The sequence below is a fragment of the Sinorhizobium sp. 22678 genome, from assembly GCF_052044265.1.
GTDB lineage: Bacteria > Pseudomonadota > Alphaproteobacteria > Rhizobiales > Rhizobiaceae > Sinorhizobium > Sinorhizobium meliloti_A.
In genome coordinates, this window is the sequence record NZ_JBQEMS010000007.1 from 111,110 (window position 1) to 134,638 (window position 23,529).

Consider the following 23,529-nt stretch of genomic DNA (forward strand, 5'->3'; position numbering starts at 1 on the left):
CACACTGCAGTCGTTGCCTTGAACTCTAGACCTTGGGCTTCCAGTTCCACTCAGTCGGCGAAACGCGTTCCCATTCGGGCAGTGTGTGACCCTTGCGCACCAGGACGGCAGTCGTCGGCAGCCGCGTTTCCCATGGAGCGCCGACCGGCACTTCGCCGAGGTTGCCTCCCGTGCGCTCTTTGATTTCATCGACAATCGGCTTGTAGAGGGGATGATCGATCGTCGGCTCGCCCTCATCGTTCCACACGTCGCCCTTTTGCATGAAATAGGAAACAGCCGCTTCGAACCCGACTCGCACCGGCACGACGACGCGCGCATAGCCTGCCTTCAGGAACTCCTCGAGCTCGGGATCCATGTTCCGTGCGCGGAATCGGTCGGCCCATCCCCCCGGTCGTGCCCAGAAATAGGGGTAGAACACGTATTGGATCTGATCCCACTCGAAGGCGTGCTCAAAGAAGCGAACCATCGCTCCGTCGGCTTTGGCATCCTCGATGTGGAAGAGTGGAGGGTATACCGAGCCGCCAGTGGTGTGCGCGGTGCTCAACAAGCCGGCGTGTTCGTTGCGGATAAACGCGAGGCAATGCTTCTTCAACTCCGTCCGGATAATTCGTTCGTTGACGGACGGGGGATTCCCGAACTCGAATGCGAGTCCCTTTTCCGCTTCATTCTTCTGTTTCAGTGTCTCGACTTCTTGCTGATACCCAAGCAAGACATTGGAGTACGCCTCGGCGATCATGTCGTAGGTCGACGTGGCCCATTCGCGCAGCGCCTCAGACTTGCGCTGGAAGGTGACTTTGGTGTGCACGCTGTAGTTCGCGGTCTCGTGCGCGAAAATGTGGATGTATAGCTTGTCGTCGTCGGCGTAAATTCCGCCGTCGCTCGGGAACAGCGTTACCCGGTTGGCGTTGGGCCGATAGAAGCGAAGGTCGCCTTCTTCAACATCGATCCGCTCGCCTTGTGCAGCCGGACGCCAGTAATCGTGCTCGTTGCCGACACTGAGCGAGAAGTGAGGGTCCTCGTCCGTGACCCCCATTACCGTCGTCAACGCCCAGACGGGCCGGTAGCCCTTTGGAATCTGGACCTCGATTTGATTGCGGCTGCGAGGCTGATCCTCCTCTGAGTCGTTGCCCATGCCTTGGGCGACGCTCGCACTCCTCACGAGAAAAATCGGCGGTGGCGCCTTGAGTCCCCTTGTGCCGTAACGGGCGCCAAGGCGCAGATAGTTGCCCTCATCGATGTGGCTCGCGTCCGGTGCTTCGACCTCCAATCTGATCGGCGGAATCGGCAACTCCGGATCTGGCTGCGGCATCTGCTCGAGGTGCCACAGGTACGACGCAGGCTCTGGAATCATGAAGTCGAACATCTGGCGCAGGCCATAGTTGAACACCTGCGACTCATAGATCTTGTCGACGAACTGATAGATGCCGGCACTATGCTCGCCGCTCTCATTGGTGAGGCGATGCTCGTTGACTTCTTCGACCTCGCGCAGGATGGTGAGTCGCCGTTCTTCGCGAACGCGCTCGACAATGCGTTCCTTGGAGCGCTCGACGACGTCTTTGGCATAGGTGACGGAATTCTTAAGGCCATTTTCCTCGCTGGTCTGATTACTGACATCGAGCTTGCTTTCGAACTCGACCGTCGGGCCGTACTTGCCGGAGAGTGAGAGCCCGAAGCCGACCTTCTGATCGGCCTTCTGTGTCCGCGTGGTTTCACGATTGAGCTCGAAGCGCTCGGTGGTCTGCAGCTCCGTCTCTTTTTCGTGCTCCTGTTCCTTGAGGGCGCTGATCATCTCTTCGGTTCGGTTGAGCTGGCGGTGCGTACGGAGCTTGGATTCGCCGTTGAGAACGTTTTCGATGTGCGCGATTTCGCCGGCTTCGTAGCGTTTGATTTGCTGCTTCACCACCAGCAGATCGGCTACACCGACCGCGCGCAGTTCGGCAGGACCGGGACTCGGGGCAGGCGGATGCCCGGGCAGATCCGTCGGTTGAGGCGGCGTCAGAGCGCCATCGATCGCGGCGACAAGCTCGCCGATGTGGGTGCCCGCCGAAGACAGACCGAGCTTTTCCAGCGTCGACTTCGTCCTCGGAGACAGACGATCGATGGCACTGGCCTGCAACGTGAACAGACCGCGGTCAACCGACAGGTTGAGATCGCGGAGCGGATCGAGCTTTTCGAATTCGCGCTTGGCGCTCACCAGATCTCTGGACTCGCGTACCGGATCGAACGTCGGCAAGCCGATGGGTGGCTTTGGCCGTACGGAGGTCGGCGCAGGCGTGTGGATGGTCGGCGCCGATGTTGTCGGCGACTCGCCGGACTGAGGGCGTCGGAGTCGAGTTTTCGCGGCACGAAGATGCGTGAAGCGAAACAAACTGTTGTCAGCGCTGCTGGCCATCGCACGAACACTCCTTTTTCAAGCGAGTTCTGCACCTGAGCTGATTGCCTACTTCGAGTAGCCGACAAGACCCGGACTGCACCCGCAATCGCGTTGTGTCCCGCAAGCTATAGTTCGTGGCTACTATGACAGGATGTCAAAGGCCGATCGCCAACGCATACTGGCGTTTCTGCCCGGGCGCCTGGTCGGTGACATTCCCTTTTCTTAGCATCGCTTCTCGTATCGGCGCTGTTTCCGACGGAACAACGCGCAGCCAGCCGTGCGAGCCTTGCGCACCGCTCCGGCCCTTGAGCGGCAAAGTAACGGTAACGCGCAACTTCGCCGACGCTCGGAGGGCCATCACGTCTACCTCCGCGGGATTTTTCTCCATTTCGTGATGTAGTCACATGTGAAAACGATCAGAACGGCTGCTGACGTTGATCGGAAAGCATTCGCGCTGTAGGTTCGGCACGCGAGCCAAAAGTGCGCGAGCAAGGAGGGACTATCATGCCTACAGGTACTGTTAAATTTTTCAACGACGACAAGGGATTTGGCTTCATCACGCCTGAGGATGGCGGAACGGACGTCTTCGTTCACGTGTCTGCCTTGCAGCACGGCGGTTCGCTGAAAGAGGGTGACAAGGTCAGCTACGAGGTCGGTCAAGATCGCAAGACCGGAAAGTCGAAGGCGGAAAACGTCTCCGTGCTTTGACGGCAGACTTCCGGCAGGTTCAGAGCGCCTCCGTGTTTCATTGAAACGCGGAGGCGCTCTGTCGATGACGCTTCGCCGTGTCCGGGAAACCGCTGCACACTTTTCCTGGAAGTGCTCTAAAGCCGGATCACTCCTTTGACCACGACGATCCCGGCGCCGGAGAGTTCCGGCACGGGAGCAAGCCGGACACGCAGAATGCTCCGGCGGCCCATTTTGGTGCCCTGCTCGATGACCAGTTCGTCGTTCGTAAGGTTTCCCGTGGCGGCAAGATAGGCCGCCAGGGGGCCAGCCGCGGTTCCCGTCGCAGCATCCTCCCAGAGACCAACGGAGGGGTTGAAAAACCGAGCGTAAGCCGTATCCGGCGCATCGGCGTCGAGTGCATAGATATAGCAGCCCTCCGCAGGCGTCTTCTCGAGAACGGCGAGCAATTTGTCGGCCATCGGCCGCGCTCTGTCTACGGTATCCGCATTCAGGACGCGCACCATAAGGTGCGTGGCTCCGGTATCGGCCGGACGTGCAGGCGGGTCGGGCAAAATGTCTCTGGGATCTAGGCCGAGAGCGTCAGCCAGAGGTGCGACGTCATCGAGCGGGTCCGACAGGCTCAAAGGCATCTGGCGCATGCGGCCATGGATGCGACCGCCGACCGACTCGAGCTCGATCGGCAGAACATCTCTGCCGATCTCCTGCTGAAAGGTTCGGGCCGCGGTCAGCGAACCAAGATCGCCATTCTCCCCGAGCCAGAGCCAGGCCCCAAGGGCATTGTGACCCGCACCGAACACCTCTGCACCGCTCGCAGTGAACGATCGCAACTTCCAGTCCGCCCGTGTGCTCCGCATGAGGAATGTGGTCTCGGCTTGATTGAATTCGCGCGCGATCCGTCGCATCTGGTCGTCGGTCAGGTCGTCGGCGTCCTGTACCACGGCCAGCGGATTGCCCGACAGCGGCACATCCGCAAATACATCGATGAGACCTGCGATCAATTCAACCATTTTGTACCCCGACTTGAATGAGCTAAATTTAGTGTAGCGTAGCTTTCATCACTGTAGCTTTTTCTTATTGAAGGATAAAAATCGAAATCCTCAGCTCTAAGATGAACTGGATTCAGCATGCAACGTTTGCGCCTGCCTCCCTTGTCCGCACTTCGCGCCTTTGAAGCCGCCGCGCGCCGCGCCAGCTTCAAGGCCGCAGCCGAAGAGCTTTTGGTCACGCCTACGGCAATCAGCCATCAGGTCAAACAGCTCGAAGCTTATATGGGCCTGCGCGTACTGGACCGGACGCCCAGAGCCGTGACGCTGACGCCGCCGGGTAGGGCGCTTTACGAGGCGACGGCCTCCGGTTTTGGCGAAATCGAACGGGCCGTCGCACGACTGCTGGCAGAATCGGCGCCGACAACAGTCACCCTGACGTCGACGACAGCATTTCTGAGTCACTGGCTGGTGCCGCGAATGGATGCGCTGCGCCAAGCCCTTCCGACGATCGACCTGCGGTTGCACACGTCGAACACGATTGAGGACTTGCGCGCCGGGGGCATCGAGACCGCGATACGTTACGGGCGTGGTCCATTCGCCGGCGCAGCCAGCACGCAACTTTGCAGCGATGTGATGACGCCGGTTTGCAGCCCAGGACTCGGTCTGTCGCAACTTGAGGACCTGCGGCGCGTCACGCTGATCCACATCGACGGGCGAAGTCGCCCGACGTCGAAACCCGACTGGAATCGCTGGTGTGAACAGACCGGCATCGCCGACCTCGATACTAGTGCCGGCCCCCGATTTCCCGATAGCATGCTGGCCGTCCAGGCGGCCATTGCCGGCCAGGGCGTGGTCATCGCCAGTCGAGTCCTTGTCGCCGATGCACTTGCTGCTGGTTTGCTGGAAGCCCCATTCTCGCAAACACTTGCCGGCGACGCCTATCATTTTGCCTCCGCCCTGGGGCTGGAACAGCGCAATGACATCGCAGCACTTCGGACGTGGTTTCAGAACTGCTTTTCCGCGCTCATCCTGAGCCCAGACCGGTTACCGTGAGCCTCGCGGCTCGTCCTTGACCGCTGCCGCGGATCGAGATGAACAAGCTCGAATCAAGTTCCTAGCGACCGCTGACGCCAAGCTGTGCATCGATCGCGCTGCCGTTGCTTTTCGCTGAAAGTGTCACAAGGCCGCCCGAATAACTGTCCTCCGTGCCGACTCGCCATTGCCTCGTCAGGCCCGGCAGCACATATCCGACAAACCCGTCACGTCGGGCGATGACTTCCCCGCCCTGCATCAGCTTCACATCAGACAGCCTCAGCCTCCTGGCCCCATTATTTTCAACCACGAGCATGAGCCAGCCGCGGGAGCGTGCCAGACTCCAATCAACCTCCGACGCCGAAGCTTCCGGAGTGCGGAAAAGGACTGGCAGAACGTGTTGCACGGCCACGCTTTCGGCACCCGACCTACTCCCCTTTGGATCGGGCAACTCGTCGATCAACACCCGGTAGCTCTCCTCCAAGCGTAGCGGCTCCTTGCTGACGCGTACCACACTGACGATGCGGTTGCCGTGCGGCGGCAGCCGTGCTGATGGCGGGCTTGCAACGACATCGTTGGTCGGCTTCAGTTGCTCTACTCCGCCTTCCTTACTCCAACGAAGTACCCGCACCTCGATGTCGACCGGGCGGCTCACCTGGTTTCTAAGATGCAAAACCGCCGCTCGATCCGGTGCAACACGCTCGACCGAGGTCGGAGAAATGACGAGCGAAGCAGCGTTGGCAGTCAGTGTGTACAACAAAAGCAAAACAGCTAGGCCGATGCTTTTCAGCATGGAGCACATGGCGATCTCCTGTCAGGCACTTCCGTGCATCAACGCCGTGGAACTGGCGGCACTTCAACGAGAACTTGGACGGCGAACGGAGAAGTCACGAAGCGCCACTCACCTTCAATATGGGTGGGAAGAGTGCACCACGCCTAGGCTCCAGGGGGACGATACCCAATCGACTTTGCCTTTCCAAGGGCCTCCATCGTATCCTCGACGCTGAGGAGGAGAGTGGTTTCGATAGAGCTGAGCGCGCCTCCTGCGCCGATGGCAAGGGCGACGGCCGCCATCGATACGTTATCGGGCGCCTCCCACAGATTCCAACCGTCATGCTCGCCAAAGGCGTACCAGAACCCATGGAGCTTTCCGCCGACGGATTCGATATACGAACGTGCCGCCTCACGGCGATCTTCCGGGTTTTCGATCATTCGCGCCCACGTCTCGGGCGTGTAGCTGAAGCGAGTGAGATACATGGCCATGTCAGCCTCCTCTGTCACGATAACTCAGTTAACGCCCGGTCCCCGGAGAACGCGAGTCATTTCCAACGTTCGGGATCGGCCTGCGAATAGCTCCAACCTTGCCGCCTTGGATGGCAGCTTGCGTGTCATTGCGGACTGCAGCCATCGACTCGGCCAGTGTGCTGAACATGGATGGTGCCCACTTCGGCGTTTAACGATGATATAATGGGTTGCTCGCTGCCTTAGACTGTGTGGACGGGGATGGCGACACCGGGGTGAACCCATGGAACGACGCGACAAGGAACAGGAGAACCTTTCCCGGCTCGAACGGGTCGCGCAACAGACCGCTGATCCAAAAACCATGCAACAGAAGGCGAAAAGGCCCGAGGAAAAATTTCGCTTCAGCCTTCGCAAAGAAGACGTCTGGTGGACGGTTGGCTTCGCGGCCGCTGCCTTGCTGCTTTTTGGCGTCCAAGTCCTGATCAATTGGCGCCTGGATTGGTTTGACGCGCCCTTACGCCTCCGCGTGATGAATTACGTCAAGGGCGGCCTTCTCATTTTTATTATGCTGACCGTTTCGAACCTCATTGAAGTCTTTCTCATTGGCCGAATTCCCAACCGTGTCTCGCGTTTCAACCTGAAACGTATTTTTCGATTGGTCGTCGTGGTCGCCATCGTCTTCGTGGCGATTTCGGTCTTATTCGTAAACTGGTACGCCGCGGTCGTTTCGCTCGGCCTGATTTCACTCATTCTCGGCTTTGCGCTGCAAATGCCGATCTCCAGTTTCATCGCGTGGATTTATATCCTGGCCAGGGCGCCATATCGCGTCGGCGACCGAATTCGCATCGGCGATGCCCATGGCGATGTCATTGATGTCAGCTATCTCGATACGACGCTGTGGGAATTCGGCGGCGAGTACCTCTGGACCGATCATCCGAGCGGACGCATCATCAAGTTTCCGAACTCCACCGTGTTCGAGACGCCGGTCTTCAACTATTCCTGGCCGCTGTTTCCCTACGTCTGGAACGAAATCAAGTTCCAGCTCGCCTATGAAAGCGATCTGGAGTTCGTGGCGCTGACCATGAGAGAGGTCGTGGAAGAGCAGGTCGGCGACATCATGAGCCAGAAGGTGAAGATCTATAAGCACATCCTCTCGAATACGCCGGTGGACGAACTCGAGGTGAAGGAGCATCCCGTGGTTCATTTTCGCGTCAGCGAAAACACCTGGCTCGAGGCCATCGTGCGTTATCTCGTGCCGCCGAAGGAAGCGGGGCGCACCAAAACACGCCTGATCAAGGAAATGCTGGCGCGAATGAACGCAGAACCCGATCGCGTACTGTTTCCGAAGAGCAATTTGCGGTGAATTTCCCCACGCCGGGTTTGCGACCATCCCCGCCGTGACGACTCGCCGGATGTTTTCGCGCCTTTGTATCCGAGATGTCAGTATTTCGCGGGAACATAAAGCTCCGGAGGCAGGACCTTCCGCTCGTAGTTGGGATTGAAAATGCGCTCCGGCAAGGTGATATCCTCGTGCGGCACATCCTCATAAGGGATTTGCTTCAAGAGATGGTCGATGCAGTTGAGCCGCGCCCGCTTCTTGTCGTTGGCCTCGACGATGTGCCATGGCGCTTCGCGAATGTTGGTACGGGCGAAGGTCTCTTCCTTGGCCTTGGTATAGGCTTCCCAACGCACGCGCGATTGCAGGTCCATCGGCGAGAGCTTCCACTGTTTCAGCGGGTCGTGGATGCGCGTCAGAAAGCGCAGTTGTTGTTCCTCGTCGGTGATCGAGAACCAATATTTGACCAGCCGAACGCCGGAGCGCACCAGCATGCGTTCGAATTCCGGCACGTCGTCGAAGAACTGCTCGACCTCCTCCTCGGTCGCAAAGCCCATGACGCGTTCGACGCCGCAGCGGTTGTACCAGGAGCGGTCGAAGAGGACGATTTCGCCGCCGGCCGGAAGATGTGGCACATAACGCTGGAAATACCATTGAGTCTTCTCGCGATCGGACGGCGCCGGCAGTGCCACCGTTCTCACGATGCGCGGATTGAGTCGCTGGGTGATGCGCTTGATGACGCCGCCCTTTCCAGCCGCGTCGCGTCCCTCGAAGATTACGACGACCTTCTCCTTGTGGTAGACGACCCAGTCCTGCAGCCTGATTAGCTCCGCCTGCAACGCCAGGAGCGCGCGGAAATAGTCCATGCGGGGAAGCGTCGGAGGGTGCGCTTTACGGTAAATCTTGCGTATTTCCTCGGATAAGGCCGGCTCTGAAAGCTCGAGCTCGTAATCCTCGTCGATTGTGTCAGCAAGTTCCGCTTCGAGCCAATCGATGCGTTCTACCTCGTCTTTTGACTTACTCATGTCACGCCTCCGCAGTTCACGCCAACAGCTGATCGCAAGAATGGCTTATTCCATGTCGGAGTGAAGGAAATTTTACATTCCCCAGGACGCATGCCGCCGGCGTAAGCAGGGTCGAGACTCACCGGCGACACAAGAACGTTGTGATGGCAGGTCCCATTTGGGCATACTAACCCGACGATCTCAATGGAGCGGACGAGCAGCGGGCATGAACTGTGAATGCCACTAAACTCCTGCTGATCTTGCCGCTATTGGCGGCTTTCGCATACATCTCGCTTGTCGGCGTGACGTATCTGTCCCAGCGCGCGCTCCTTTACCCCGGTGCAAGCGCAACTTCGGCGCCGGAGCGAGCGAGCTGGGGGCAGAACGTGTACATCCAAACGAGCGATGGAGAAGCGCTTCATGGCCTCTATAGCCAGAGCGAGCCCGGCCAGCCGTCGGTGTTGTTCTTCCTCGGAAATGCCGACCGGGTCAGCAATTATGGCTTCTTCGCCCAGGCTCTTGCCGCACGCGGCATCGGCCTGCTCGCGCTTTCCTATCGCGGCTATCCGGGATCATCTGGGACGCCGAACGAGCATGGCTTATTGATTGATGGCATTGCCGCCTTCGACTGGCTTGCGGTACGTTCCGGAAACGAGATCGTCGTGCTGGGCCAGTCGCTGGGAAGCGGTGTGGCGGTCAATACGGCTGGACAACGGCCGGCAGTCGCGGTCATCCTCGTGTCTGCCTACCTGTCGGTCCTCTCGCTCGCCCAGACCTACTATCCATTCTTCCCGGTTGCGCTCCTCACCAAGGATCCCTTCCGCTCAGATCTGAAAATCGCAGAGGTGAGGCAACCGAAGCTGTTTATCCACGGCCGGCATGACACCATCATCCCATTGTCTTCAGGCGACGCTCTGTATCAAATCGCTCCCGAGCCCAAGCAGATGCTCATCTACGACGCCGGCCATAACGATCTGTGGGACGCCCGCATGGTCGACGACATCATTCGTTTTGTGGAGGCGCAAAAAGGAGACAACGCCGATCCACCGCCGCGAAGGGACCGGAACTGACGAGCCGCTAATCCGCTAGACCACCCGGGATCATTGGGTACTGGCGACAGACGCAGATTATCACAACTATCTCCAGCCGGGTCCCCTAGGATTTTACAGCTTGAAGTTTTGAAGCAGGAGGTACAACGTTTCGGCCCTAACACGTAGGGGCAGCTCATCAGAAAGTGCTTTTAATCAGGCAACCGTAACGCAATCGGAGGCCGCATGACCAGCACTGCTCAGAAACTTTCGCTCGCTTCGCTGTCCGCGCTCGTCGTCGGTTCCATGGTGGGAGCGGGCATATTTTCACTGCCGCGCACCTTCGGCAGTGCGACTGGTCCGTTCGGAGCGATTGTGGCCTGGTGCATCGCAGGGGCGGGCATCTTCACTCTGGCTCACGTGTTCCGGGTGCTCGCGGAACGCAAGTCGGACCTCGACGCAGGCGTCTACGCGTATGCGAGCGCCGGCTTCGGCGACTATGCCGGCTTCCTTTCGGCTCTCGGCTATTGGCTGGTCGGCTGCATCGCCGATGTGTCGTACTGGGTGTTGATCAAGGCCACCCTCGGCGCGTTCTTCCCGTTCTTCGGCGACGGCAACACGATCGCGGCTGTGCTTGTCTCCTCTGTCGCGCTGTGGGGCTTCCACTTCATGATCTTGCGAGGGATCAGAGAGGCCGCGGCCATCAACACCGTCGTCACCGTGGCAAAGATCGTGCCCATTCTGATCTTCATAGTCATCCTGCTCGGTGCGTTCGAGACCGACCTCTTTCGCACCAATTTTTGGGGCGGCGCGGACATGCCCGAGGCGAGCCTTTTCGAGCAGATTCGTGCGACCATGCTGGTCACCGTTTTTGTGTTCATCGGCGTAGAGGGCGCCAGCGTCTATTCGCGCTACGCGCGCGAGCGTTCCGATGTGGGCGTGGCCACGACACTGGGGTTCGTAGTCGTATTGGGGCTGATGGTGCTGGTAACCCTGCTGCCCTACGGAGTCCTGGAACGACCCGAAATCGCGGGCATGCGCCAACCATCGATGGCTTCCGTTCTGGAATCCGTCGTCGGGCCATGGGGCTCCGTCTTTGTCAGTGCCGGTTTGATCGTTTCCGTGCTCGGAGCGTATCTCGCATGGTCGCTGATCTGCGTCGAAGTGCTCTTCTGCGCCGCCAAAAACGGAGACATGCCGAGCGTACTCGCCAGGGAGAACAGCAACAAGGTTCCGGCGGCGGCTCTTTGGCTGAGCAATGGCGTGATCCAGCTCTTCCTCATTAGCACCCTGTTTTCGGAAGATGCGTTTCGATTGATGGTAAACCTGACGAGCGCAATGGTTCTGGTTCCATACCTGCTGGTGGCAGCCTATGGCTTCCTTGTCGCCAAGCGGGGCGAGACCTATGACATCAGACCTAAAGAGCGGCTCCGCGATCTGATCTTCGCGGGTGCCGCCACCGTCTACACGGCATTTATGATCTATGCCGGCGGCCTGAAGTTCCTGCTGCTTTCCGCCATTCTCTACGCGCTTGGAACGGTCCTGTTCGTCTACGCAAGGCGAGAACAGAAGAAGCCGGTGTTCGGCCCTCGGGAATGGCTCGTTTTCACAGCGGTAGTGGCCGGATGCCTAGTCGGCATCTACGGTCTCCTGACCGGCCGCATCACTATATAGATTGAGAAAAAAATAAAATGATGCAAAGCGTTAAGTGTCCCTTACCCGTATGAAGGTCACGCGCGGCAATGTAGATCGCACGTCCTTGCGTCAGGCCTTTCATCAGCAAATCGGTTCGCTCTTGCAATTTTGAGTATTACACGTTAACATTGTGATTAATTCAAGTACGCTATAATGCGGCGCCAGAAGTAGATAGCATCTTCAAAATTCCACGCCGCATGCGATATCCGTAATTTCACCTGTCAAGCAAACGATCTCCAGAGTTGTTCGCGCGTCCGCACCTCCGCAGACGCCTCTTTCATCGGCGAATCCGGGAGTAATGCGATGGCGCAGAAGCTTTCCCTGTTTGCTCTGACTGGCATGGTCGTCGGTTCCATGGTCGGCGCAGGCATCTTCTCGCTCCCGCGAACGTTTGGCGTCGCAACAGGGCCGTTCGGCGCAATCATCGCCTGGTGCATTGCAGGGGGCGGCATGTACATGCTGGCGCGCGTCTTCCAGTCGCTGGCGGAACGCAAGCCCGATCTTGACGCCGGCGTTTTCGCCTATGCCAAAGAAGGTTTTGGCGACTATCCCGGCTTTCTATCCGCCTTCGGCTACTGGATCGGCAGTTGCATCGGCAACGTGTCGTACTGGGTGCTGATCAAGTCCACGCTTGGCAATTTTTTCCCAGTCTTCGGTGACGGCAATACTGTCGTCGCAATTCTCGTCGCTTCGATCGGTATCTGGCTCTTTCACTTCATGATCTTGAGAGGCATCCAGCAGGCGGCGTTTGTCAACACCGTCGTGACCGTCGCGAAGGTCATTCCTATTATTGCCTTCATCATCATCCTGTTCTTTTTCTTCAAGCTCGACCTGTTCCGGCTCAACTTCTGGGGTGGCGAGGGGATGCCGGAGGCAACCCTCCTCCAACAAATCCAGGCAACAATGCTGGCGACGGTCTTCGTCTTCATCGGCATCGAAGGGGCGAGCAACTATTCGCGCTATGCTCAGACGCGCTCCGATATCGGAACGGCCACGATCATGGGCTTCATCGGAGTCAGCGCGCTGATGGTGCTGGTCACGCTGCTGCCCTATGCGGCCCTGACGCGCCCCGAGATCGCCGCCATGAGCCAGCCTTCGATGGCCGGAGTGCTTGCTGCCGTCGTCGGCCCCTGGGGTGCGGTTTTCATCAGCATCGGGGTGATCGTCTCGGTGCTTGGCGCCTATCTCGCCTGGTCGTTGGTGTGCGCGGAAGTGCTCTACGTGGCCGCGCGCACGGACGACATGCCCCGTCTTTTCGGCACCGAGAATCAAAACAAGGTGCCCGCAGCGGCGCTGTGGCTTACCAACATCATCGTCCAACTGTTCGTCATCAGCACCTACTGGTCGCGGGATGCGTTCGCGCTGATGCTGAACTTGACGAGCGCAATGTCGCTGATCCCCTACATGTTCGTGGCTGCCTTCGGGTTCATGCTGGCTCAACGCGCCGAGACTTACGAGGTCCGGCCGCGTGAACGCACCCGCGACCTGATCATCGCCAGCATCGCCGCCGTCTACACATTTTTCATGATTGTCGCGGGCGGCATCAAGTTCGTCCTGCTGTCGGCTCTTCTGTATGCCCCTGGCACGATCCTCTATTTCTGGGCAAGACGGGAGCGGGGCAAGCGCGTTTTCAACACATCCATCGACTGGCTGATTTTCGCGACTGCAGTCATCGGCTGCATCGCCGCGATCATCGGATTGTCCACCGGCTACCTGACGATCTGAAAAGGAGATTTGCCATGTCTTCTGAAAGCTCGACCCAGCACACTTTCGGCGTGCATTCCGAGGTCGGCCAGTTACGCAAGGTCATGGTCTGCGCGCCGGGGCGTGCTCATCAACGGCTAACGCCGAGCAATTGTGACGCCCTCCTGTTTGACGACGTCCTCTGGGTCGACAACGCCCGGCGCGATCATTTCGACTTCATGACCAAGATGCGAGACCGCGGCGTCGACGTTGTCGAGATGCACAACCTGCTGGCCCAGACCGTGGCACTTCCCGAAGCCAGGAAGTGGATACTCGATAACCAGGTCGTGCCCAACCAGGTCGGGCTTGAGCTCGTTGACGAGATCCGCAGCTACCTCGAAGGGCTGCCCGACCGGGAGCTTGCGGAAACCCTGATAGGCGGACTTTCGACCCATGAATTCCCCGAGGCTATTGGCGGCGAAATGTTGGATTTGATCCGGGACGCTGCTGGAGTCGCAGAGTATCTCCTTCCCCCGCTGCCCAACACGCTCTATACGCGTGATACCACCTGCTGGATTTACGGCGGAGTGACCCTCAACCCGCTCTACTGGCCGGCGCGTCACGAAGAGACTATTCTCGCCACTGCGATCTATAAGTTCCATCCGGATTTCGCCGGCAAGGTCAATGTCTGGTGGGGCGACCCGACCCTGGACTGGGGGCTCGCCACACTCGAGGGCGGCGACGTCATGCCGATCGGCAAAGGTAACGTGTTGATCGGCATGAGCGAGCGAACGTCGCGGCAGGCGATCAGCCAGCTCGCCGCAACCCTGTTCGGAAGAGGCGCCGCGCAGCGCGTGATCGTCGCCGCAATGCCAAAATTACGTGCGGCTATGCACCTGGACACGGTCTTCACCTTCGCCGACCGCGACTGCGTGCTTATCTACCCCGACATTGTCAACGAAATCGAGGCATTCTCCTACAGACCGGGTGAGAAGCCGGGCTCCGTCGAGCTCCACAGGGATCGTGGCTCGTTTGTCGAAACGGTGCGGGACGCCCTGGGTCTCAAGGAAATGCGCGTGGTCGAGACCGGCGGGAACGCCTATGTGCGCGAACGGACGCAATGGGACAGCGGCGCAAATCTCGTCTGCCTCTCGCCCGGCGTGGTGCTGGCCTACGACCGCAACACCTACACCAATACGCTTCTACGCAGAGCCGGCATTGAAGTGATCACCATTACGGGCGCCGAACTCGGTCGCGGACGCGGCGGTGGCCATTGCATGACCTGCCCAATTACCCGTGATGCGGTGGATTACTGACCAAGATCGGCGGTCGCTGGCCCGGAGCGCCTCTAGCCCTGCCCTGAGAATCGTCTGATCTCTCAGCCCGATAATTTTCCAGAGATTGGCGCTCTCGCACAAGGAGAAATGCCATGACCCGAAGGACGATACTCCCTCTCACGCTTGCGGTTGTGGCCGCGCTTGCCGGTGGGTGCGCCACCGAACAGAACCAACGCGGCCTGGGCGGAGCTCTGATAGGCGCCGGAACAGGCGCGGTGGCTGGCCAGTTGATTGGAGGGAACACAACGAGCACCGTCGCCGGTGCGGCTGGCGGAGCTCTGGTTGGGGCCGCGGTCGGAACTGCAACGACTCCGTCCTACAACCGTGGCAACTGCAGATACAGACAGCCCGACGGGACAATCATCATCGCAAGGTGCCGATGAAACCTGCCGCCTGGCGCGCCCTGCAACCTTATTCCCGGAAGGCCGTGAACGCCTGCGCGACCGGCACCATTGGGCATTCAGGGTGCGCGCCAGGTTGCCGCTAAGCTTCGCAACTAACGTAAATGGGAGTTAGTCATGTCCAGCCTGATTGCCATTATTTATCCCAGTGAAGACAAAGCCGAAGAAGTCCGACAGCGCCTGATTGGACTGCAGAAAGAATACTTGCTCACATTGGGCGACGCCGTGATCGCGACAAAGACTGACGCAGGCAAGGTCAAGTTGAATCAACTGATGAACCTCACTGCGGCTGGTGCCGCTTCAGGAAGCTTCTGGGGACTGCTCGTCGGTGTGCTGTTCCTCAACCCGCTGATCGGGGTGGCCGTAGGTGCGGCCTCCGGAGCAATCGGGGGCGCGCTGAGCGATGTGGGCATCAACGACGATTTCATGAAGGAACTTGCCAGAGGCCTTCAGCCCGGCAATGCGGCGCTGTTCGTGCTGGTGAAGGAGATGACTGAGGACAAGGTTCTGAAGGACATATCGCCATTTGGCGGCACCATCCTGAAAACCTCACTGGATGAAAGCAAGGAGCAACTGCTGCGGGACGCCTTGCAGAAAGCGAGCGCCGCTTAGACGCCGTTCGCGCTGGTGACGACTGAACCGGACGCGCAGAAATTGGATACTCACATGGCAGGATACGGCGAAAACTTCAACCTGATGAAAATGAAGCTAATCGGCTTCGCGAGTATCATTATTGGTTTCCTCCTCGCGGCGTCCGGCTACCGATATGGCTCGTTCGGAATCGGATTGGCAGGAGTAGTCCTTCTGCTCATCGGTATAGCTTTCATCGCGGGCCACGTCCTTCGCCGAAATGAACGGCGATAGTGCGATCTGCCGCCCGGCACTGCAGGCGCAAGGTCCGTACAGACGGTCAATCCGCCCGCGGATCGATGCGCCGACGCCTTTGAAGATTTGCCGACGATCGCACCGCTTCTCGGAGCATAGTGTTTGCAACGAGCAGCCGGAGTCACGAGGAAGCCATGGCATCTTACGACCCCATGCCGGTCAATGCAGGTGGCGACCCGAGCGGCCCCCCGCCTTCTGTTCGGGTGGTCCTTGGCGGCGTCATGCTTCTGGCGGGACTGGTCGTCCTGGGGGATGTGGCGTTTGCACCAGTCGTCACTCCGGCCTTCGTCGGAACCGCCGCCATCTTGGTTGGCGTGTTCGAAATCGTATATGCCTTCTGGGCGAGACGATGGGGTGGCCTGTCATGGCAAACGCTGCTCGGATTTTTATATATCGCCCTGGGCTTGATGCTAACCGACGTCGCCGGCTCGGGCGTGATGGAAGTCCTCACGAACATGGTGGCCCGCTCAGGGCGCACACAAGACTTGCTGCAAACCTACACGGTCGGCCTGCTGTTCTTCCTCTCGGGCGCCGTCAGGATCTTGCTCAGCATTAGCCACTGGCGTGAGGCAGGATGGCCGATGATGCTGTCGGGAGCGTTCGGGGCCGGCGCGGGACTTGTCGTCCTGGCCGAGTTCCCGAAGACGGGCCTTTGGCTCCTTGCACTCTTGCTGGGGATCGATTTTCTGGCGCATGGCGTGGCTTGGCTGAGATTTGCATTTTTCCCCCGGCCGGACAAAACTGGAAACAATCAGGCATCGCCACCCACCTGACTGCCGGGACGGTATCGGCGCGATCGTAATCGCTTGACCCACATAGCATGGCTCGACGATGACGACCGCATTATCCGCTGGGCGTCGAAGCGTCGGTTGCGATCTCCAGACCGAACAATTCTGAAAGCCACTTGCTGGACGGATGCTGGTTGCAGAAGGTCAGCAACGCGATCGTTATCGGCACGCCGATGAAGGCGCCGAAGATCCCCCATAAGTAACCCCACAAGAAAACGGAAAACAGGACCATGACAGGGGACATTGACAGCGCGCTGCCTGAGGCTCGTGGCTCGATATAACTGCCCACAACGAACTGAATGAGGTTCAAGCCCGTAAAGACAATCAAGACGGTCTCCACAGTCCCGAACTGGATAAGAGCAAAGAGCGTCGGGAACAGGGTGGACACAAGCGGCCCAAGAAAGGGGATGTAGTTGAGAGCGAACGCGATAAAGCCCCATTCCTCGGCGAGAGACAGCCCGACAGCGCGGGTGAAAATCCAAACCAGAAGCCCGGTGACGACACTCATCACGGTCCTGATCATCATGTAGCGGCGAATCTTCATAGCGGTTTGTTGGCTGCCACGAAGAAACCATGTACTGCCCGTCCGGTTTCGCATGGCCTCGAGCCTGCGCCCGAAAGCCTCCACCTCCATCAGCCCGAGCAGGACATAGACGAGCGCGATCAGCCAGAAACTCAAGGTGCTGTTAAGCCGGCCGCTTACGGCCTGTACAGTACGCACGATCCAGCCAACGCTGAAGTTCTCTGACCAGAGCATGCCAACCGCTACGCCGTGTTCCTCGAGCCACAGGCGAACCTGATCGTAGAGCTGCTGAAAACGCGCTGCATCCGCGATGAACCACCGGCCGACATGCCCGAATGCCCAGGCTATGAGCCAGCCGAACGCGACGATGGCGAGCACGACCAAGAGGAAGCTGATGATGAGCGCCAAGTGGCGAGGGAGCATAGCCTGCAAGCGGCACTGCGTCGGCCACACAAGCGCGATGATAAATAGCGCAAAAGCTACTGGGGCAAATATCGAACTTGCCATCGAGAGCATTGCGAGGAGGAGCAGAGTCGCTATCAGAATTTGGGTAGTGTAAATTATCTTCATTCTTGCGGCGGGCATGCACCTACCTCTCAGACGATCTCCTCAGTCCATCAGTAGCATGCGACGACAGCAGTCTTCGGTGGGGCCATCAGGCCGTCGTTGCTCACTGGGCGAGTGTGTTTTTGTAGATCATGCCGTCCTTCATGATGATCTTGAAGCTGTTGGCGGGATCGGCCACCAGGTCGATATTCTCCAGCGGATTGCCTTCGACGAGCAGGAGGTCCGCGAGCGCGCCTTCCTCGATCACGCCGAGCTTTCCCGGATAGGGGTTGCGCTGGCCCGACAGCGCCAGCAGTTCGGCATTGGTCCCCGTCGCCATAACGAGCGCTTCGGAAGGCGTGTACCAACGCACGAGTGAGGCAAGAATTGCTCCTTGTTGCCTCGCCAGTGCACGGGAGAACAGGACATCCGTGCCCCACGCGGTCTTGATCTTGTATTTCTTTGCCAGTTCGTACGTCCTGCCGATACCCGGCCACACCTCATCGGCCTTGGCACGCTCGACCGAACCCTCGCGAAGGCCTGTCCTCATCAATTCCGGAAGTGGCTGCAAGCTCAGCCAAATGTCCTTTTCGGCGATCAGCTTGGCGGTGGCCTCATCCATGAGGAAGCCGTGTTCGATGCACTTCACACCAGCAGCGATAGCCTTCCGGATCGCATCAGGGGTGAAGGCGTGCGCGGCGACGTAGGTGCCCCAATTCTCGGCGATTTCCACGGCGGCCCGCAATTCCGGCTCGGTAAAGGTGGTGACGTCGAGCGGGCTGAAGGGTGAAGACACCCCGCCGCCGGCCGTCAGCTTGATCAGAACGGCGCCTTGCATGAACTGCTCGCGGACGCGCAGACGCACCTCGTCGGGGCTGTCCACGACCATGGCACCCCCGCTCGTCTCCATCGGGGTGAACAGGCCGCCTGTCCTCCTTGGCAGGTCGGTGAGCTGGCGGAAATCGCCATGCCCGCTGGTCACCGTGATCATGGCACCGGACGGATAGATGCGCGGTCCGGGGATGATGCCCCGGTCTATGGCCCGCTTGAGGCCGAACGCCGGCCCGCCTACGTCGCGAACGGTGGTGAAGCCGCGCATCAGCGTATCCGTCGCCTCATCGCCGGCCAGGATACTGGCGAAGCTGACGTCGCCCATTGCCTCTGCCGGGGTGGAAGCAGCCAACATCGCATGCCAGTGCGCATCGATCAGGCCCGGCATCAGCGTTCGCCCGTTGCCGGCAATGCGCTCAGCGCCTTCGGCTTCGATCGGGCTTATCGAAATCTTGGCGATTACATTGCCCTGGACCAGAACATTCGACGGCGCCGAAAGAGCAGCACTTTTTCCGTCGAAGATGTGGACGTTTTCGAAAAGCACGTCATCGGCGCTGGCGGTCGCGCAAAGTCCGAGCACGAGAGCCGCTGCAAGCATTTCTCTGCCAGAGCGCAGCAAGGTGAAAACGGGATGCGCAAGAAGGAACAACGCTGCAGGACAGGACACCGCATGCACGGCAGCCTTACATTGCGTCGACTGCTGCGATCCAGAGGATTTTTGACACATGACGATCATCCCGCTTCAGGAGGAGAGGTGGTCACGCCGCAAGGACAAGTTGTAGCTTATACAATGCAGACGTCAAGAAGCGGTGGTCTCTTTCATAGTACAGGGGTCGAAATCTTGGCACGCCAGATCGCCGAAGGAACGGGCAACCGCGCTTCGCCGTCTCACTCATTCCCAACATCGGATACCGACACAGTGTCCACTTGGCAGACCACTTGCTGATCGCAGACATTCTTGGCGTAGTCAGCCTCCACCTGGCCGGCGGGCAGTCATGATCCACGCGCGAGAGTCGAAAAATACGCCCTTCGGGGTCATATGCGCCTCAAGCAAGCCGCGCAGCCGCTGCAGTGGTTTGTCCGGCGGTTCATTTGCGGCCGCGAGAGCGTCCTGCACAAGATAAAGGCTGGTGAGTGCATCGAACGCGGCATCGACATCCGATCCATAGAAGACCGGCTCTCGCACGTCCGCAAAGTCGATCGAAGTAAAGCCGGCCGATCTCAGAAGGTCCGCGGCAACCGGAGGATCGCCAAGTGAAAACGGGTCGGCAGCACCTGCGGAAACCGCAATTGCCGGCGCCAGGGCTTGCCGGATGGCGCGCGACCACTCGTTACGCTCCCGGCTCTGCCATACCATCCACACAAGGCGCGCGCCGGGGCGCATGGCCCGGCCGATATTGGCAAATGCCGCCGCCGGATCGGCAAAGAACATCACGCCAAACCGGCTGATGCAAAGGTCGAAACTGCCGGTCGGGAATCCGTGAAATTGCGCGTCGCCCTGCTCGAACATCACATTCCGCAGACCCTCAGCGGCACTCCGTCGCCTTGCCTCCTCAAGCATCTCCGCGGAAATATCCACACCGATCGCTTCGCCTTGCGACGCGGCGCGGGCGGCCTCGCGCGTCGTCTGTCCTGCACCGCAGCCGATATCGAGCACCCGATCATCTGCGCCAAAGTCGGCAGCAACCCGCAGGTGGCGATTGTGTCGCGCCAATTCTGCGTCGTAAAAGTCGGCACGATCCAACGCCATAGCACTCCCTCTCTTTGTGAGGGCTGGTCCGGGAGTTTGATCCTCCCTCCCCTGCACCCCGTTACTCTCGTCTTCCCGTGTAAACCGACGTGGTCATGTTTCTGGTGACAACGCCTGCGAACTCGGTTTCGGCCACTTTCTCCAGTCCGCCGAGCAATCTTTCCCGCTCGTCCTCCGGCAGTGCCGTGACATTCGAGTAGGTCGCGTAGAGGCGTCGAACAGCGGACGGGTCCAGCGACAGGGTCCAGTCTATGAGCTCTGGCTCGTCGGACGTAAATCCAGCCTCCTCCAAGTCGGCCAGTCGCGCTCCGACATCGAGGCCGTATGGCGTCTGGGTCGTTCCGCCACCGGACGGGCTCGTACGATGGCCCGAGAACAGGTGTGCCGTTGCTCGATGAAATGGGTCGGGCCTGACACCGTCCCCGAACACGTTCCAAATGAGAGCGACGGTACCGCCGTCTCGCAGCAGTCGCTGTATGCGCCGCAGGCCGGGAACGGCATCAATCCAGTGAAACGCCGTCGCACTGACGACGAGATCGAAACTCTTTTCCGGAACTTTCAATTTTTCGAAGGGAGTTTCCACCACTTCGAGTTCTTCCTCGTCCAATCGATCGCGAAGAAACTTTGCTAGCCGCCTGTCTGGCTCTACAGCCAGAAGCCGTTGGGGCCGATCGTCAAGAAGGCGTTCGGTGGCCAGCCCGGTTCCGGCTCCAATCTCGAGGATGGAAATACCGCTTCGGAGTCCTGCGCGCTTTCGTAGCGCATCCCAGACGAGCTCCGGATAGGGCGGCCGGGCCGTGTGGTAATTCTGCGGGTCGAGCCCGAATGCCTCTTTGCCGAAGGAACGGGCAAGGACGTCACTGGCCATGGCGGTCACCCAGTTGCTGACCGTCGAAGCTAGCTGCGAAGGCGAAGCCGATCAACATCGCCCGACGGCGGGAGCCTGACGCTATGCCCTCAACTGCGGTCCAACAAGGCAAGATTGGCCTCGATCGTCTCGTCCCCCGGTAATGCCGCACGAGCTTCGAGCAGCAATTTGCGGGCTTTTGCCTTCTCGCCTCGGAGATAGTGCGAGTAGCCCATGTTGTTGACGATGCGTGGCTGGCGCCCGGCCACCTTGAGCAATTGGCTATAGGCGCGGTCCGCCAGATCGAACCGGCCGAGGCGGTCATAGCAGGCCGCCAATCCCATCAGCGCCTCGGCGTTGTCCTGCCGCAGCTCTACCGCCTTTCGAAAGTGCTTCTCGGCGAGCCCATAATTGCCGTTCATGAATTGAAGCTTGCCCTGATCGAGATCGGACTTGCTCACGTCTCCGGATGACATCAGAGCGGATGTCGGGTCAAATTCGGCACCCGACAACACCTCCGACGTCTGACAGCTCGAAAGAAGCACAGCGGCGACGATCGCCATGGCCAGTTCCGTGGTCCGGCGTTCTCCTCCCGGACGGCCCAGCACACTGCGGCCGGACTCGCCTATTCTCATCTCCATTCGCTGATCGCCGCCCTCTTGCTACTGCGTCGTGGTGTCGTTCGGATAAGGCTCACCATTTCCCCCGTTCGTCCCGTTTTGCTCCGCGTCCTGCGGCTTATATTGTTCCAGGTCGGCCGGCGTGACCAAGCTGGTCTGCTTGACCCTTGGCGGCCACGGATCGACCATCTGCATCGCGCTATTGGCCGCGATTGCATCGCCTGCGGACAGGGCTATCGTTTCGCTGCGGACGAATTCGTAGCTCTGGCACCCGGAAAGCAGGATCGACGCAAGAAAAAGAAAGCCGTGAAAGCCTTTAGGCCTGCTGCTTCTGCGGATCATTGGAGCTCCAGAAAATGGCCGGAACTCGGTGCGCGGACGACACGCGCCTGCCTCGACGCAGACCGGCCCCTGCCGTTGACCTCCACTTCATCGATATTGCCGAGAAAGAATTCAGATTCGGTCGGTCGTTTCGTTCGATCCGACGGGCTGGCGACCTTCTTGAGGGGATCGATCGGTTTGACGAGATGAGGCGTGACGATGATCACGAGATCGGTCTCGCGGCGCTGGTAAGCTTTGGACGAAAACAACGCGCCGAGAATGGGAAGTTGCCCGAGGCCCGGCACGCGCTGGGTGATGAGATTGTTCTCGCTCTGCAGGAGGCCGGCGATCATGAAGCTCTGGCCGCTCTTGAGATCGACGGACGTCCGGGCACGGCGGACGGAGAAGCCCGGGATCGCGATATTTCCCACCCGGTAGGAGGCGGTGTTATCGATCGCCGATACCTCCGGCTCGATGTCGAGGGAGATAAGGCCATCGCTGAGCACGGTCGGCGTGAAATCCAGACCGACACCGAACTTCTTATAGCTGACGGTAATGGTTCCGTCCTGCTCCGAGATGGGGATAGGGAATTCGCCGCCGGCCAGAAAGCTTGAGGTCTCACCGGAACGCGCTATCAGGTTCGGCTCGGCGAGGCGCCGGGCCATACCCCTGTCTTCGAGCGCATCGATCGCCACATCGACCGAGTAGCCCTCTCCGATGAGGCTGCCGATAAGCGAGCCGGCCGGCGTATTGGATGTCGCGCGCGGGGAGGAGTTGAACTCGACACTCCCGTTCGACCAGGCATAGGCGGCACTGATCTGGGTTCCAAGCTCCTTGCCGACGTCGCGGTTGATCTCCACGAATCTGACATTCAGCTGTACCTGTTGGGACGACGTGATCTTAATGGAATTGATGACCTCCTCGTCGCCGGCAAAGCGCGATGCGATCTGCTCAGCCTGGGTAGCCGCAACCGCGTCCGTGGCAGAGCCGGAAAGAACGATCCTTCCGTTCGCCGAGGTTACCTTTACGCTCGAGCCCGGCACCGACTGTCGGATCGTCGAGGACAGCAATTTCGTATCGAGCGTCACCTCTATGTCGATAATGCCGACCGGATTCTTTTCCGCATCGAAAATGGTGAGGCTTGTCGAGCCCAGTTCATTGCCGAGAATATAGAAGGAACGATCGGTCAGAGGGGTTACGGTCGCAATCTCCGGATCCCCGATGACGATCTCATCGAATCGCTGCACGGCCCTGATCGTGACCGTCTTGCCCTTCGCAACCTTGATCGACCGGGAAAAATTCGACGAGATTTCGACCGAATCGCCGTTTGCCGAGGCCGGGGGACTGGCGCCAATGCCCGTACACAGAGCCACAACGAAGCAGAAGAACGCAAAAAGGGAGCCTCTTGACCTTGTCATGGTTCCTGTGTTCCTCCACGACACTCGGCACAATGTCGCACTTTCGTGACGCTACGTGTTGGCCGTAACCGCCGGGAGTGTTTCGAGAACCTGCCCCAAGGTCAACCAAGAATCCCCCCAACCCACAATAAACACCCAGGAATTTTAAATAAAACCGGCAATTTTTAGTGGCCCGCGTAGCCTGTATTCTCA

General features: G+C 59.4%; 23 protein-coding genes. 11 read left to right on the forward strand and 12 right to left on the reverse strand.

The genetic code is table 11. The annotated features are described in order from the left end of the window. Positions 1–25: 25 nt before the first annotated feature. Positions 26–2,392, reverse strand: a complete 2,367-nt coding sequence (locus ACTJKL_RS12780) for a hypothetical protein (protein ID WP_440853028.1) — start codon at positions 2,390–2,392, stop codon at positions 26–28. 486 nt (positions 2,393–2,878) lie between these two features. On the opposite strand from ACTJKL_RS12780, the gene ACTJKL_RS12785 reads away from it, so the two are divergent. Next, complete coding sequence (locus tag ACTJKL_RS12785) at positions 2,879–3,082, forward strand: cold-shock protein (protein WP_018096455.1); 204 nt, start codon at positions 2,879–2,881, stop codon at positions 3,080–3,082. A gap of 116 nt (positions 3,083–3,198) precedes the next feature. Here the strand turns inward: ACTJKL_RS12785 and ACTJKL_RS12790 are convergent, their stop codons facing one another. Then, complete coding sequence (locus tag ACTJKL_RS12790; protein WP_275598180.1) at positions 3,199–4,071, reverse strand: PhzF family protein; 873 nt, start codon at positions 4,069–4,071, stop codon at positions 3,199–3,201. A gap of 117 nt (positions 4,072–4,188) precedes the next feature. Here ACTJKL_RS12790 and ACTJKL_RS12795 point away from each other — a divergent pair, with 117 nt between their 5' ends. Continuing rightward, the gene (locus ACTJKL_RS12795) at positions 4,189–5,103 is read left to right on the forward strand and encodes a LysR substrate-binding domain-containing protein (protein ID WP_275598179.1); all 915 of its coding nucleotides are present in this window, start codon (positions 4,189–4,191) and stop codon (positions 5,101–5,103) included. A 61-nt stretch (positions 5,104–5,164) separates the two neighbouring features. On the opposite strand, the gene ACTJKL_RS12800 is transcribed toward ACTJKL_RS12795, so the two are convergent. Beyond that, positions 5,165–5,884 (reverse strand): fimbrial biogenesis chaperone, encoded by a 720-nt coding sequence (locus tag ACTJKL_RS12800; RefSeq protein ID WP_102762079.1) that lies wholly within the window; start codon positions 5,882–5,884, stop codon positions 5,165–5,167. A 134-nt stretch (positions 5,885–6,018) separates the two neighbouring features. Further along, positions 6,019–6,345, reverse strand: coding sequence for a GYD domain-containing protein (locus ACTJKL_RS12805; RefSeq protein WP_275598178.1), 327 nt, complete (start codon positions 6,343–6,345; stop codon positions 6,019–6,021). 262 nt (positions 6,346–6,607) lie between these two features. On the opposite strand from ACTJKL_RS12805, the gene ACTJKL_RS12810 reads away from it, so the two are divergent. Continuing rightward, on the forward strand, positions 6,608–7,687 hold the full coding sequence (locus ACTJKL_RS12810; RefSeq protein ID WP_275600238.1) for a mechanosensitive ion channel family protein: 1,080 nt from the start codon (positions 6,608–6,610) through the stop codon (positions 7,685–7,687). 77 nt (positions 7,688–7,764) lie between these two features. Here the strand turns inward: ACTJKL_RS12810 and ppk2 are convergent, their stop codons facing one another. Beyond that, positions 7,765–8,685, reverse strand: coding sequence for a polyphosphate kinase 2 (gene ppk2 / locus ACTJKL_RS12815; RefSeq protein ID WP_018096460.1), 921 nt, complete (start codon positions 8,683–8,685; stop codon positions 7,765–7,767). 212 nt (positions 8,686–8,897) lie between these two features. Here ppk2 and ACTJKL_RS12820 point away from each other — a divergent pair, with 212 nt between their 5' ends. From ACTJKL_RS12820 to ACTJKL_RS12855, 8 genes are all read left to right on the forward strand, one after another. Further along, positions 8,898–9,734, forward strand: a complete 837-nt coding sequence (locus ACTJKL_RS12820) for an alpha/beta hydrolase (RefSeq protein ID WP_275598176.1) — start codon at positions 8,898–8,900, stop codon at positions 9,732–9,734. A 204-nt stretch (positions 9,735–9,938) separates the two neighbouring features. After that, on the forward strand, positions 9,939–11,366 hold the full coding sequence (locus tag ACTJKL_RS12825) for a basic amino acid/polyamine antiporter (protein ID WP_275598175.1): 1,428 nt from the start codon (positions 9,939–9,941) through the stop codon (positions 11,364–11,366). Positions 11,367–11,690: 324 nt separating this feature from the next. Continuing rightward, positions 11,691–13,112: a basic amino acid/polyamine antiporter gene (locus ACTJKL_RS12830; RefSeq protein ID WP_411933999.1), complete on the forward strand. Its 1,422-nt coding sequence runs from the start codon at positions 11,691–11,693 to the stop codon at positions 13,110–13,112. 14 nt (positions 13,113–13,126) lie between these two features. Next, positions 13,127–14,386 (forward strand): arginine deiminase, encoded by a 1,260-nt coding sequence (locus tag ACTJKL_RS12835; RefSeq protein WP_275598173.1) that lies wholly within the window; start codon positions 13,127–13,129, stop codon positions 14,384–14,386. A gap of 113 nt (positions 14,387–14,499) precedes the next feature. Continuing rightward, entirely contained in the window at positions 14,500–14,790 is a 291-nt protein-coding gene (locus ACTJKL_RS12840) for a YMGG-like glycine zipper-containing protein (protein ID WP_102762072.1), read from the forward strand. A gap of 135 nt (positions 14,791–14,925) precedes the next feature. Next, complete coding sequence (locus tag ACTJKL_RS12845) at positions 14,926–15,420, forward strand: DUF1269 domain-containing protein (RefSeq protein ID WP_275598172.1); 495 nt, start codon at positions 14,926–14,928, stop codon at positions 15,418–15,420. A 54-nt stretch (positions 15,421–15,474) separates the two neighbouring features. Beyond that, the gene (locus tag ACTJKL_RS12850; protein WP_100673576.1) at positions 15,475–15,672 is read left to right on the forward strand and encodes a hypothetical protein; all 198 of its coding nucleotides are present in this window, start codon (positions 15,475–15,477) and stop codon (positions 15,670–15,672) included. Positions 15,673–15,827: 155 nt separating this feature from the next. Then, a complete protein-coding gene (locus tag ACTJKL_RS12855) occupies positions 15,828–16,466 on the forward strand; it encodes an HdeD family acid-resistance protein (protein WP_440853029.1) in 639 nt (212 codons plus the stop codon). A gap of 70 nt (positions 16,467–16,536) precedes the next feature. On the opposite strand, the gene ACTJKL_RS12860 is transcribed toward ACTJKL_RS12855, so the two are convergent. The 7 genes from ACTJKL_RS12860 to ACTJKL_RS12890 all read right to left on the reverse strand — a co-directional run bounded on the left by ACTJKL_RS12860 (position 16,537) and on the right by ACTJKL_RS12890 (position 23,337). Further along, entirely contained in the window at positions 16,537–17,589 is a 1,053-nt protein-coding gene (locus ACTJKL_RS12860; RefSeq protein WP_102762067.1) for an AI-2E family transporter, read from the reverse strand. An 85-nt stretch (positions 17,590–17,674) separates the two neighbouring features. After that, on the reverse strand, positions 17,675–18,979 hold the full coding sequence (locus tag ACTJKL_RS12865; protein ID WP_440853030.1) for a metal-dependent hydrolase family protein: 1,305 nt from the start codon (positions 18,977–18,979) through the stop codon (positions 17,675–17,677). A 369-nt stretch (positions 18,980–19,348) separates the two neighbouring features. Further along, the gene (locus tag ACTJKL_RS12870; RefSeq protein WP_275598169.1) at positions 19,349–20,131 is read right to left on the reverse strand and encodes a class I SAM-dependent methyltransferase; all 783 of its coding nucleotides are present in this window, start codon (positions 20,129–20,131) and stop codon (positions 19,349–19,351) included. A gap of 61 nt (positions 20,132–20,192) precedes the next feature. Beyond that, on the reverse strand, positions 20,193–20,999 hold the full coding sequence (locus ACTJKL_RS12875; protein ID WP_275598168.1) for a class I SAM-dependent methyltransferase: 807 nt from the start codon (positions 20,997–20,999) through the stop codon (positions 20,193–20,195). A gap of 89 nt (positions 21,000–21,088) precedes the next feature. Continuing rightward, complete coding sequence (locus ACTJKL_RS12880; RefSeq protein WP_275598167.1) at positions 21,089–21,619, reverse strand: tetratricopeptide repeat protein; 531 nt, start codon at positions 21,617–21,619, stop codon at positions 21,089–21,091. 21 nt (positions 21,620–21,640) lie between these two features. Next, positions 21,641–21,940: a hypothetical protein gene (locus tag ACTJKL_RS12885; protein ID WP_102762064.1), complete on the reverse strand. Its 300-nt coding sequence runs from the start codon at positions 21,938–21,940 to the stop codon at positions 21,641–21,643. Further along, complete coding sequence (locus ACTJKL_RS12890) at positions 21,937–23,337, reverse strand: type II and III secretion system protein family protein (protein WP_275598166.1); 1,401 nt, start codon at positions 23,335–23,337, stop codon at positions 21,937–21,939. Before ACTJKL_RS12890 ends, ACTJKL_RS12885 begins: the two co-directional genes overlap by 4 nt. Positions 23,338–23,529 lie beyond the last annotated feature (192 nt).